The 11,988-nt window shown below is 72.9% G+C and carries 11 protein-coding genes; all 11 read right to left on the bottom strand.

The genetic code is table 11. The features are described from left to right. Positions 1–610: 610 nt before the first annotated feature. On the bottom strand, positions 611–1,873 hold the full coding sequence (tyrS, locus tag OGL89_RS13445) for a tyrosine--tRNA ligase (protein WP_263120661.1): 1,263 nt from the start codon (positions 1,871–1,873) through the stop codon (positions 611–613). A gap of 97 nt (positions 1,874–1,970) precedes the next feature. Beyond that, a complete protein-coding gene (locus OGL89_RS13440; RefSeq protein WP_263120664.1) occupies positions 1,971–2,639 on the bottom strand; it encodes a DNA-3-methyladenine glycosylase in 669 nt (222 codons plus the stop codon). A gap of 144 nt (positions 2,640–2,783) precedes the next feature. Beyond that, positions 2,784–3,395: an AAA family ATPase gene (locus OGL89_RS13435; RefSeq protein WP_263120660.1), complete on the bottom strand. Its 612-nt coding sequence runs from the start codon at positions 3,393–3,395 to the stop codon at positions 2,784–2,786. 1 nt (position 3,396) lies between these two features. Then, entirely contained in the window at positions 3,397–4,809 is a 1,413-nt protein-coding gene (gene argH, locus OGL89_RS13430) for an argininosuccinate lyase (RefSeq protein ID WP_263120659.1), read from the bottom strand. Then, positions 4,802–6,040, bottom strand: a complete 1,239-nt coding sequence (locus tag OGL89_RS13425; RefSeq protein ID WP_263120658.1) for an argininosuccinate synthase — start codon at positions 6,038–6,040, stop codon at positions 4,802–4,804. Before OGL89_RS13425 ends, argH begins: the two co-directional genes overlap by 8 nt. Positions 6,041–6,070: 30 nt before the next feature. Next, the gene (locus OGL89_RS13420; RefSeq protein WP_263120657.1) at positions 6,071–6,601 is read right to left on the bottom strand and encodes an arginine repressor; all 531 of its coding nucleotides are present in this window, start codon (positions 6,599–6,601) and stop codon (positions 6,071–6,073) included. Continuing rightward, complete coding sequence (gene argF / locus OGL89_RS13415; RefSeq protein ID WP_263120656.1) at positions 6,598–7,545, bottom strand: ornithine carbamoyltransferase; 948 nt, start codon at positions 7,543–7,545, stop codon at positions 6,598–6,600. The genes OGL89_RS13420 and argF overlap by 4 nt, the downstream gene beginning before the upstream one ends. Continuing rightward, positions 7,542–8,786 (bottom strand): acetylornithine transaminase, encoded by a 1,245-nt coding sequence (locus tag OGL89_RS13410; protein WP_263120655.1) that lies wholly within the window; start codon positions 8,784–8,786, stop codon positions 7,542–7,544. Before OGL89_RS13410 ends, argF begins: the two co-directional genes overlap by 4 nt. Then, positions 8,786–9,763, bottom strand: a complete 978-nt coding sequence (gene argB, locus OGL89_RS13405; protein WP_263120654.1) for an acetylglutamate kinase — start codon at positions 9,761–9,763, stop codon at positions 8,786–8,788. Before argB ends, OGL89_RS13410 begins: the two co-directional genes overlap by 1 nt. After that, positions 9,760–10,923, bottom strand: a complete 1,164-nt coding sequence (gene argJ, locus OGL89_RS13400; RefSeq protein WP_263120653.1) for a bifunctional glutamate N-acetyltransferase/amino-acid acetyltransferase ArgJ — start codon at positions 10,921–10,923, stop codon at positions 9,760–9,762. The genes argB and argJ overlap by 4 nt, the downstream gene beginning before the upstream one ends. After that, the gene (argC, locus tag OGL89_RS13395; protein ID WP_263120663.1) at positions 10,920–11,969 is read right to left on the bottom strand and encodes an N-acetyl-gamma-glutamyl-phosphate reductase; all 1,050 of its coding nucleotides are present in this window, start codon (positions 11,967–11,969) and stop codon (positions 10,920–10,922) included. The genes argJ and argC overlap by 4 nt, the downstream gene beginning before the upstream one ends. Between the last annotated feature and the right edge of the window lie 19 nt (positions 11,970–11,988).

Genomic DNA, 11,988 nt, shown 5'->3' with positions numbered 1-11,988 from the left:
AGGTCGGACCGCCTGGCAACCAAAAGCTTCAACCCCCCTTCACCAACCCCATCACGAGGCCAGATCCAAGAAGCCGAGCCATTTGGCATCAACTACTTAGGCACACTGTTGAGTTCTCAAAGAACAGACGCGCATCCTCTTTCGGCTCCTGGTGGAGCATCCGGCCGGAGGCTTCTTGTTTTCAGCTTACCAGACCATTCCGGCGTGTTTCACCGGCCGTTTCCGGCCCGTTCACTCGCCTGATCTGATCCCGGCACGACCCTGTGGGCGCCGAAGCGCCGAAGGCTCGTCCTGGGGGTCGTCGTCCTTGGGACCAGCCACCGGGTTGAAACCCTCGGTGTCCGTTGCTCCCTGCCGGGCGACTCGGAGAACACTACGCGCGGGCTTCGACGAGCGTCAAATCCGCACGCACGATCGCCCGGATATGGCCTCTGACCTGCACCGATGTCCGGTGGTTCGCGGAGGGAGTCCCTCGACGGGGCCGCTGCCGGCCGACCATCGTTCGGTTGTGGCACCAGCTTGCACGCCTCCACACCGTCCCGCCACCGGAGAGCGACGAGGGGTGGACCCGACGACGTCGGACCCACCCCTCCGGAGCGACCAGGAGCGCTCAGCCGACCACCCGCGCCGCCGCCAGCGTCCGCTTCCCGCGGCGGACCAGCACCCACTGGCCGTGCAGCACGTCGTCGGCGCCGAGCGTCTCGGCGTCGTCGGTGAGCTTGCGGTTGTTGAGGTACCCGCCGCCCTCGGCGATCGCACGGCGCGCGGCGCCCTTGGACGGCACGATCCCGGTGGCGGCCAGCACGTCGACGATCGGGTCGCCGATCCGCACCTCCGCGGTGGGCAGCTCGGCGGTGGCAGCGGCCAGGGTGGCCTCGTCGAGCACGGCCAGCTCTCCCCCGCCGAACAGCGCGCGGGATGCGGCGATCACCTTGTCGGTGGCGTCGGCACCGTGCACCAGTGCGGTCACGTCGTAGGCCAGGGCCCGCTGCGCCTCACGGGCGGCCGGGCGCTCGGCGGTGATCCGTTCCAGCTCGGCGATCTCCTCCTGGGTGCGGAAGGTGAACACCTTGAGGAAGCCGATCACCTCGGCGTCGTCGGTGTTGAGCCAGAACTGGTAGAACGCGTACGGGCTCATCAGCTCCGGGTCGAGCCAGATCGCCCCGCCCTCGGACTTGCCGAACTTGGTGCCGTCCGCCTTGGTGATCAGCGGCGTCGTCAGGGCGTGCACCGTCGCGCGCTCGCTCTTGCGGATCAGCTCCACGCCGGACAGCAGGTTGCCCCACTGGTCGTTGCCACCGGTCTGCAGCGTGCAGCCGTGCCGGCGGTACAGCTCCAGGAAGTCCATCCCCTGCAGGATCTGGTAGCTGAACTCCGTGAAGGAGATGCCGTCCTCGCTGGCCAGTCGGCGGGCGACCGTGTCCTTGGCAAGCATCGTGCCGAGGCGGTAGTGCTTGCCGACCTCACGCAGGAAGTCGATCGCGGACAGCTCGCCGGTCCAGTCCAGGTTGTTGACCATCCGGGCCGGGTTGTCGCCGTCGAAGTCCAGGAACCGGCCGATCTGGGCCTGCAGGCGGCCCACCCACTCGGCGACGGTGTCCTTGGTGTTCAGCACCCGCTCCCCGGACATCCGCGGGTCACCGATCAGACCGGTGGCACCGCCGACCAGTGCCAACGGGTGGTGCCCGGCGCGCTGCAGGTGGCGCATGACGATCAGCTGCACCAGGTGTCCGTGGTGCAGGCTCGGGGCCGTCGGGTCGAAGCCGGTGTAGAACGTCTGCGGGCCGGAGTCGAAGGCGGCGCGCAGCGCCTCGAGGTCGGTGTTCTGGGCGATCAGCCCGCGCCAGGCGAGCTCATCCAGAATGTGGGTCACGTCGTACTCCTTGAAGATCTCCCGTGCGGGCCTGCCGCACAGTCTGCCGGGGACCGGTCGGCCGGCGATGGTGCCGCGCCCGGACCGGTGCAGGGACTCAGGCCGACGTCGCCCCGTCTGGCGGGCTGTTCCTCGACGTCGGCCGGCGATACGCGGGCCGGTACGCGGACACGGTCGGGTCCCCGGTGATCCACAGCCGCCACGGGAACCGCCGGGGGTCGCCGCCGTCACCGCTCACGCCGACCCGCGGACCTGTGGCGTGGGGCGGGCGCGAGTCGTCCGGACGCCGCCGCAGCACCAGGTCGCCCTCCGGCTCGGTCACATCGGCGCCGTTCGCGGTGAGGTCGACCCCGAGCGCCACGGTCAGCCGGGCCGGGCCGCGCGCGATCTGCCGGTCGGAGTCGACCACTCCGGCCGCGGCACGGCGGGACCGCGCGAGGCCCGCACCGTCGACGACTTCCCCGGCCCGGAGCAGCACGGCGGAGGCGTGCCCGGCGGGACCGGTCACGATGTTCATGCAGTGGTGCAGGCCGAGGTGGCGGTAGACGTAGATCCGGCCCGGCTCTCCGAACATGACGGCGTTGCGGGCGGTGCGACCGCGGAACGCGTGCGAGCCCGGGTCGTCGTCCCCGTCGTAGGCCTCGACCTCGGTGAGGCGGACCGTGACGTCGCCGTCGGGAGAACGCACGGTGAGCAGCGCGCCGAGCAGGTCCGCGGCGACGTCGAGGGCGGGTCGCTGGTACCAGCTGCGCGCCGGGGCGGGCAGGGCGTCGACCGGGATCGGCAGCGCGGGCTCGAGCGGCTCCGTGGACGCCCGGGCAGCGGAACCGGTCCCACGGGGGGCGACGGGGTCCGGTGCCTGGCTCACGGGCTCATCCTGCCGTATCGGTGCCGGGGACGGGGTCGGTGCTCACGGGATGAGTCGGCCGTGCCCGTCCAGGCGGAGGTCGGCCCGGGCGCGGGTGTCCTCGGCGGCGTAGAGAGCGCGCTCCTCGGCCATCCAGCGCAGCCAGTGCGGCCGGGCCGCGTCGCCGTCGCGGGCCAGGCCCCGGGCGAGGCGTTCGGCGTCGTCGGTCTCGACCCAGATCAGCAGGCTGGCCCAGGTGGACGGCAGGCGGGAGCCGGCGCCGCAGCCCTCGACGAGGAGGTGATCGGCGGCCGGGACCGGGTGGGACTCGGCCAGGGACTCGGTCAGCCAGTCGTAGCGGCGGTACGCCGCCGGTCGGTGGTCCGCCAGCGGTCGCAGGACCTCGGCGTGCAGACGGTCGACTCCGGCGGCCAGACCCGACCAGCCCGGGTAGAGGTCGTCCATGTGCACGACCGGCGCGTGGTCGAGTGCGGCGGAGAGCACCGAGGCCAGGGTGGTCTTGCCGGAACCGGCCGGGCCGTCGATCAGGATCAGGCGGGTCGGGCCGAGCCGGGCGGGGGCGGAGCGCAGGTGGGCCGAGACCGCGGCGAGCACCGGGTCGGTCGGGTCCTCGGGGGACGTCGACCGACCCGGGCCGGGATCCGGACGGGTCACCTCAGCGGGCCCAGTCCCGCAGCTGTGCGGCGCGGTCACGGGCGCGGCCGAGCTGCTCGGCGACCCGGACCGGGGCGGTGCCGCCGCGGGCGTCCCGGGAGGCGACCGAGCCCTCGACGGTGAGCACCTCGCGGACCGCGGGGGTCAGATGCTCGGAGATCGCGGACAGCTCGTCGTCGGTGAGCTCCCAGAGCTCGATCGCCGGGCTGTGCTGCTCGCAGGCCCGGACACAGGCGCCGGCGACCTCGTGCGCGATCCGGAACGCGACGCCCTGCCGGACCAGCCACTCGGCGATGTCCGTCGCGAGCGAGAAGCCCTGCGGGGCCAACGAGGCCATCCGGTCCGTGTCGAACCGCAGGGTCGCCACCATCCCGGCGAAGGCGGGCAGCAGGACGGACAGGGTGTCGACCTGGTCGAAGACCGGCTCCTTGTCCTCCTGCAGGTCGCGGTTGTAGGCCAGCGGCAGGCTCTTGAGGGTGGTGAGCAGACCGGTGAGGTCGCCGACCATCCGGCCCGCCTTGCCCCGGGCCAGCTCGGCCACGTCCGGGTTCTTCTTCTGCGGCATGATGCTCGACCCGGTCGAGTAGGCGTCGTCCAGGCGGGCGAAGCCGAACTCGTGGGTGGACCAGAGCACGATCTCCTCGGCGAACCGGGACAGGTCGACGCCGAGCATGGCGGCGACCCAGGCGAACTCGGCGACGACGTCCCGGCTGGCGGTGCCGTCGATCGAGTTCTCCACCGAGGAGTCGAAACCGAGGTCGGTGGCCACCGCGACCGGGTCCAGCCCGAGCGAGGAACCGGCCAGCGCGCCGGAGCCGTAGGGCGACACCGCGGCGCGGCGGTCCCAGTCGGTCAGGCGCTCGACATCGCGCAGCAGCGGCCAGGCGTGGGCCAGCAGGTGGTGGGCGAGCAGCACCGGCTGGGCGTGCTGCAGGTGGGTGCGACCGGGCATGATCGCCTCCCCCGCGGCGCCGGCCTGGGCGATCAGGGCGTCCACCACGTCCAGGGTCAGACCGGCGAGGTGCCGGGCCTCCTGGCGCAGGTACATCCGCACCAGGGTGGCGATCTGGTCGTTGCGGGACCGGCCGGCCCGCAGCCGGCCGCCGAGGTCGGCGCCCGCCCGCTCGATCAGGCCGCGCTCCAGGGCGGTGTGCACGTCCTCGTCGTCCGGGGCCGGGACGAAGTCGCCCGAGCGCACGTCGGCGAGCAGCCGGTCCAGGGCGTCGAGCATCCCGGCCAGCTGGTCGTCGGTCAGCAGGCCGGCCGCGTGCAGCACCCGGGCGTGCGCCTGCGACCCGGCGACGTCCTGGGGGGCCAGCCGCCAGTCGAAGTGCGTGCTGACCGACAAGGCAGCCAGCGCGTCGGACGGACCGCCGGCGAACCGGCCGCCCCAGAGCGCGACGTGCTCAGACACCGATGCCGCCCTGCTCGCCCAGGTCCTCGCCGTGACCGAACTTCACGTCGCGGGCCGCGGCCAGCTTGGAGGACAGGCCGTAGATCTCGATGAAGCCACGGGCAGCGGCCTGGTCGAAGGTGTCGCCGGTGTCGTAGGTGGCCAGGTTGAAGTCGTACAGCCCGGAGTCGGTGCGACGACCGGTGACCGTGGCGCGGCCGCCGTGCAGCTCCATCCGGATCTCGCCGGAGACGTAGCGCTGGGTGTCGTCGATGAAGGTGTCCAGCGACTTCTTCAGCGGGGAGAACCACTGGCCGTCGTAGACCAGCTCGGTCCAGCGCTGCTCGACCTGGCGCTTGAACCGGGCCTGCTCACGCTCGACCGTGACGTTCTCCAGCTCCTGGTGCGCGGCGATCAGCGCGATGGCGCCGGGGGCCTCGTAGACCTCGCGGGACTTGATGCCGACCAGGCGGTCCTCGACGATGTCGATCCGGCCGATGCCCTGGGCGCCGGCCCGGCGGTTCATCTCCTGGATCGCCTGCAGCGGGCTGACCGCCACGCCGTCCAGCGCGACCGGGACACCCCGCTCGAAGGTGATGACGACCTCGTCGGCGACCGGCGGGAAGGTCGGGTCGTCGGTGTAGGTGTAGACGTCCTTGGTCGGACCGTTCCAGATGTCCTCCAGGAAGCCGGTCTCTACCGCGCGCCCCCAGACGTTCTGGTCGATCGAGAACGGGTTGTGCTTGGTGGTGGCGATCGGCAGCTGCTTGCGCTCGGCGAACTCGATCGCCTTGTCGCGGGTCAGCGCCAGGTCGCGGACCGGGGCCAGGCACTTCAGGTCCGGGGCGATGGAGGTGATGCCGACCTCGAACCGGACCTGGTCGTTGCCCTTGCCGGTGCAGCCGTGCGCGACGGTGGTGGCGTCGAACTGGCGGGCGGCGCGGACCAGGTGCTTGACGATCACCGGGCGGGACAGGGCGGAGACCAGCGGGTAGCGGTCCAGGTACATGCCGTTGGCGCGCAGGGCGGGCATGCAGTACTCGGCGGCGAACTCGTCGCGGGCGTCGGCCACGTAGGCCTCGACCGCGCCGCAGTCCAGGGCACGACGGCGGATGGTCTCCAGGTCCTCACCGCCCTGGCCGACGTCGACCGCCACCGCGATCACCTCGGCACCGGTGGCCTCGGCGATCCAGCCGATGCCCACGGAGGTGTCCAGTCCGCCGGAGTAGGCGAGGACGACGCGCTCAGTCATGGATTTTCCTCACGTTTCGTGTATCAGGGTTCAGGCGGTGCCGGCCGAGGCCAGCTCCAGGAATCGGGCGGCCAGCGCGCTGCCCTCGGTGCCCTCGCGGGCGATCACCAGGATGGTGTCGTCGCCCGCGATCGAGCCCAGCACCGCGGGCAGCACCGAGTGGTCGATCGCGGAGGCCAGGAACTGCGCCCCGCCGGGCGGCGTGCGCAGCACGACCAGGTTCTGGTTGGCCTCGGCGGTGACCAGCAGTTCGCCGCAGAGCCGGGCCAGCCGAGCGGCCAGCGCCTCGGTGTCGGCGACCGGGGTCGGGGTGCGGTCGCCGCCCTCGGCCGGGACGGCGTAGGCCAGTGCTCCGTGCGGGGTGCGGATCTTCACCGCGCGCAGCTCGACCAGGTCCCGGGACAGGGTGGCCTGGGTGACGGTGACCCCGTCGGCGGCCAGCAGGTCGGCGAGCTCGGACTGCGAGTGCACGGACTGCCGGGCCAGCAGACCGGTGATCAGGGCGTGCCGGGCGGCCTTGGTGCTGGGCACCCGGCCGGTGGAGGTGGCGGGTTCGGTCATGCGCGCTCCAACAGCCAGACCAGCAGCGCCTTCTGCGCGTGCAGGCGGTTCTCGGCCTCGTCCCAGACCACCGACTGCGGCCCGTCGATGACGTCGGCGGCGATCTCCTTGCCCCGGTAGGCGGGCAGGCAGTGCAGGATCAGCGCATCGGGGGCGGCATGCCCGATCAGGTCCGAGGTCACGGCGAACGTGTCGAACCGGTCGCTGCGGGCCAGCGACTCGTTCTCCTGGCCCATCGACACCCAGGTGTCGGTGGCGATGGCGTCCGCACCGGTCACGGCGGCGATCGGGTCGGTGCCGACCTGGACCGAGCCACCCGTGGTCACGGCGATCCGCTCGGCGGTCGCCACCACCTCCGGATCGGGCAGGTAGCCGCTCGGGCCGGCGATCCGGACGTGCATCCCGGCGGTGGCACCGCCCAGCAGGTAGGAGTGCGCCATGTTGTTGGCCGCGTCCCCGACGTAGGTCAGGGTCTGGCCGGGCAGGGCGGCCACTCCCCCGCGATGCTGCGCGACCGTCATCAGGTCGGCCAGGATCTGGCACGGGTGGAACAGGTCGGTCAGGGCGTTGACCACCGGCACCGAGGCCGCGGCGGCCATCCGGTCGATGTTCTCCTGGGCGAAGGTGCGCCACACGATCGCGGCGACCTGGCGGTCCAGCACCCGGGCGGTGTCCTCGATCGGTTCACCGCGCCCGAGCTGGGAGGAACCGGAGTCCATCACCAGCGGGTAGCCGCCGAGCTCGGCGATTCCGACCGAGAACGAGACCCGGGTGCGGGTGGACGGCTTGTCGAACAGCACGGCCACGGCACGCGGCCCGGTCAGCGGGGTGCGGGCGAACCGGTCGGCGCGCAGATCGAGGGCGAGCTGCAGCACCTCGGCCTGGTCGGCCTGGCTCAGGTCGTCGTCGCGCAGGAAGTGGCGGATCGCCCGGGGCGCGGTCATGCGGAGGCCTCCAGGGTGTGCGGCAGGGCCGCCAAGAAGGCGGTGAAGGTGGCGGCCTGCTCGGTGGTGAGCAGGTAGGGCGGCGCGAGCCGGAGGGTGCTCGGCGTGCACGGGTTCACGATGAAGCCGGCCGACAGGGCCTGGGCGGCCACCTGGGCGGCGACCGGGGCGGCGAACTCGATCGCGATCAGCAGTCCGGCGCCACGGACCTCGGTGATCGACGGGTGCGCGGCGGCCAGTTCCTCCCGCCACGCGGCACCGAGCCGGTCGACATGGGCCAGCAGGCCGTCCCGTTCGATCACGCCGATGGTGGCGAGCGCAGCGGCTGCTGCGACCGGGTTCCCGCCGAAGGTGGTGCCGTGCTGCCCGCGACCGAGCAGGGTGGCCGCGCGCTCGCCGTAGGCCACCACCGCACCGATCGGGATGCCGCCGCCGAGCGCCTTGGCCAGCGTGACGACGTCGGGGGTGATCCCACCGCCGATCTCGGGTCGATGGCTGGCCAGCCAGGCGCCGGTGCGGCCCATACCGGACTGCACCTCGTCCAGGACCAGCAGCGCGCCGTGCTCGGCGGTCAGCCCCCGTGCGCGCGCCAGATAGCCCGGTGGCATGGCCCGGACGCCGACCTCGCCCTGGATCGGCTCGACGACCAGCGCGGCGACGGTCTCGCCGTCGGCGAAGGCGGCCTCCAGCGCGGCGGTGTCGCCGAACGGCAGGAACTCGACCCCGGCGGGCAGCGGCTCGAAGGGCTCGCGGTAGGCGGCCTTCGAGGTCATGGCCAGCGCCCCGAGCGTCCGGCCGTGGAAGGAGCCCTCCAATGCCAGGATCCGGGTGCGGCGGCCGGAGTCGTTGTTGCGCCGGGCCATCTTGAACGCGGCCTCGTTCGCTTCGGCGCCGGAGTTCGCGAAGAACACCCGGGAGCCGTCCGGGGCACCGGTCAGGCCGATCAGCCGCTCGGCCAGCGCGATCTGGGTCGGGCTGGCGAAGAAGTTGGAGATGTGGCCGATGGTGCCCAGTTGCGCGGAGACCGCGGCGGTCAGCGTCGGGTGCGCGTGGCCCAGGGCGTTCACCGCGATGCCGCCGAGCAGGTCCAGGTAGCGCCGGCCGTCGGCGTCCCAGACGTAGCAGCCCTCGCCGCGGACCAGCACGCGCTGCGGCGGGCCGAAGGTGTCCATCACCGCGCCGGAGTAGCGCTGGGTCCAGTGCACCACCGAGTCGGTGCCGGTCAGGTCGAGTTCGGTCATCAGTGCCGCACCTCCGGGTGGACCAGCGGGATCGGTGCGGTGAAGGGCGACGGCACCGGCTCGTCGTCGGGCAGCACCATGGTGCCGATGCCCTCGCTGGTGAAGACCTCGACCAGCACCGAGTGCGCGGCGCGGCCGTCGATCACGTGCGCCCGGCCGACTCCGCCGGTCACCGCGCGCCAGCAGGCCTCCATCTTGGGCCGCATGCCGGACGCGAGCCCGGGCAGCAGCTCGGCCAGCGCGGAGGCCCGGATGCGCCGGACCAGGGAGCCCTTGTCCGGCCAGTCGGTGTAGAGCCCCTCGACGTCGGTCAGCACGATCAGCTTGCGGGCCTCCAGTGCGACGGCCAGTGCGGCCGCCGCGGTGTCGGCGTTCACGTTCAGCACCTGGGTCGGGTCGTCCAGGTCGGGGGCGACCGTGGAGACCACCGGGATCCGGCCGGCGTCCAGCAGGTCGAGCACCGCGCCGGGGTTGACCTCGACCACGTCGCCGACCATGCCGACGTCCACCTGCTCGCCGTCGACCACCGCGGTGCGGCGCCGGGCCTGCAGCAGACCGCCGTCCTCGCCGGAGAGGCCGACCGCGTAGGGGCCGTGCGCGTTCAGCAGGCCGACCAGCTCCCGGGAGACCTGGCCGGTGAGCACCATCCGGACGACGTCCATCGCCTCCGGGGTGGTGACGCGCAGTCCGCCGCGGAACTCGCTGACGATGCCGAGCTTGTCCAGCATGGCGCTGATCTGCGGGCCGCCACCGTGCACCACGACGGGGCGCAGCCCGACCTGCCGCAGGAAGACCATGTCCTCCGCGAAGGCGCGCTTGAGCCGGTCGTCGACCATGGCGTTGCCGCCGTACTTGACCACGACCAGCGAGCCGGCGAACCGCTGCAACCAGGGCAGGGCCTCCAGCAGCACCTCCGCCTTCTGGTCCGGGCGCAGGTCGGTGTGGATGTCGAAGTCGTCGGGCATGAGGTCGCTCATGTGGAGTACGCGCTGTTCTCGTGGACGTAGTCGTGGGTCAGGTCGTTGGTCCAGATGGTGGCGGTGGCGTCCCCGGCGTGCAGGTCGACCTCCACCCGCACCTCCCGGTGGGCCGCCAGGTCCACGCCCTCGCGCGGGTCGCCGACTCCCCCGGCCCGGCAGACCTGGACGCCGTTGATCGCGACGTCGATCAGGGCCGGGTCGTAGGGGGCCACCTCCTCGGGCACGGTGCCCGCGGCGGCCAGCACCCGGCCCCAGTTCGGGTCGTTGCCGAAGACCGCGGCCTTGAACAGGTTGGAGCGGGTGATCGCCCGGGCCACCGCGACCGCGGCGTCCTCCGTGCTGGCGTTCGTCACCGTGACGGCGATGTCGTGGCTGGCGCCCTCGGCGTCGGCGACCAGCTGGCGGGCCAGGTCGTCGCTCACGGCGCGCAGGGCCTCGGCGAAGTCGGCGGCGGCGGGGGCGATCCCGGAGGCACCGGAGGCGAGCAGCAGCACGGTGTCGTTGGTGGACATGCAGCCGTCGGAGTCGACCCGGTCGAAGGTGGTCCGGGTCGCGGCCCGCAGCGCGGCGTCGGCCTGCTCGGCGGTCAGCACGGCGTCGGTGGTGAGGACCACCAGCATGGTGGCCAGCCCGGGGGCGAGCATGCCCGCACCCTTGGCCATGCCGCCGATCGACCAGCCGTCGTGACCGGCGGACGCCTGCTTGGACACGGTGTCGGTGGTCATGATCGCGGTGGCGGCGTCCGGGCCGGCGTCCGGGCTGAGCCCGTCGACCGCGGCGGTGATGCCCGGCAGCAGCAGGTCCATCGGCAGCCGCTCGCCGATCAGGCCGGTGGAACAGACCAGCACGTCGCCGGGCGAGGTGTCCAGGACGGCGCCGACGTGCTCGGCGGTGGTGTGCGTGTCGCCGAAGCCCTCCGGTCCGGTGCAGGCGTTCGCTCCGCCGGAGTTCAGGACCACGGCGTGCGCGACGCCGTCGGAGACCGCCTGACGGGACCAGACCACCGGCGCGGCGACGATCCGGTTGCTGGTGAACACCCCGGCCGCCACCTGGAGCGGGCCGTCGTTCACCACCACCGCGACGTCGGGCTTGCCGGAGGGCTTCAGACCGGCGGTGACACCGGCGGCACGGAAGCCCGCGGGGACGGTGACGCTCACGGGGCCACCCCTTCCACGGTCAGGCCCAGGGACTCGGGCAGGCCGAGGGCGAGGTTCAGGGACTGGACGGCGGCACCGGCGGTGCCCTTGACCAGGTTGTCCAGGGCGCACACGGCGACCACCCGGCCGGCCTTCCGGTCCACGGTGACCTGCACCAGGGCGGTGTTCGCGCCGGTGGTCCAGCCGGACGCCGGCCACTGGCCCTCCGGCAGCAGCTGGACGAAGGGCTCGTCGGCATAGGCGGTCGCCCAGGCCTCGCGCACGTCGTCCGCGGTGCTGCCCGCGGCGAGCGGGGCGGTGATGGTGGCGAGGATGCCCCGGGACATCGGCACCAGCACCGGGGTGAAGGACAGCCGGGCCTCCGGCACGCCGAGATTCTGCAGGATCTCCGGCACGTGCCGATGCGTGCCGCCGACCGCGTAGGGCACGGCCGAACCCGCGGCCTCGGCGGCCAGCAGGTGCGGTTTGAGGCTGCGACCCGCCCCGGAGTAGCCGACCGACAGCACGGCGACCAGGTCGGGGTCGATCACGCCGGCGGCGACGCCGGGCTGGATCCCGAGGGTCACCGCGGTGACGTTGCACCCCGGCACCGCGATCCGCCGGGTGCCCGCGAGCGCCGCGCGCTGGGCGGCCGGGGTGGACTCCCCCGCGTGCATCAGCTCGGGCATGCCGTAGGGCCAGGTCCCGGCGTGCGCGCTGCCGTAGTACTCCTGCCAGGCGGCGGGGTCGGTCAGGCGGTGGTCGGCACCGAGGTCGACCACGATCGTCTCCGGGGGCAGGGCCGCGGCGATCTCCCCGCTGGCACCGTGCGGCAGGGCGAGGACCACGACGTCGTGCCCGGCCAGCGTGTCGACGTCGGTCGGGGTCAGGACACGGTCGGCGAGGCCGCGCAGGTGCGGGGCGTGCTGACCGAGCGGGGTACCGGCGTTGGAGTGCGCGGTGAGCGCACCGATCCGCGCCTCGGGGTGGGCGAGCAGCAGACGCAGGGTCTCGCCACCGGCGTAACCACTGGCGCCTGCCACGGCGACGGAGAACGACATGTGCATGATCATACATCCGACTGCA

Origin of the sequence: Cellulomonas sp. RIT-PI-Y, from assembly GCF_025642745.1 — a bacterium.
In the GTDB taxonomy this organism is placed as follows: domain Bacteria; phylum Actinomycetota; class Actinomycetes; order Actinomycetales; family Cellulomonadaceae; genus Cellulomonas.
This window is presented reverse-complemented; position numbering and strand designations above follow the sequence as displayed.

Coding starts and splice junctions, on each gene's coding strand:
- argC (WP_263120663.1), bottom strand. CDS start 11,969: ATGCACATGTCGTTCTCCGTCGCCGTGGCAGGCGCCAGTGGTTACGCC.
- argF (WP_263120656.1), bottom strand. CDS start 7,545: ATGACCGCGCCCCGGGCGATCCGCCACTTCCTGCGCGACGACGACCTG.
- OGL89_RS13425 (WP_263120658.1), bottom strand. CDS start 6,040: ATGACTGAGCGCGTCGTCCTCGCCTACTCCGGCGGACTGGACACCTCC.
- OGL89_RS13410 (WP_263120655.1), bottom strand. CDS start 8,786: ATGACCGAACTCGACCTGACCGGCACCGACTCGGTGGTGCACTGGACC.
- argB (WP_263120654.1), bottom strand. CDS start 9,763: ATGAGCGACCTCATGCCCGACGACTTCGACATCCACACCGACCTGCGC.
- OGL89_RS13420 (WP_263120657.1), bottom strand. CDS start 6,601: ATGACCGAACCCGCCACCTCCACCGGCCGGGTGCCCAGCACCAAGGCC.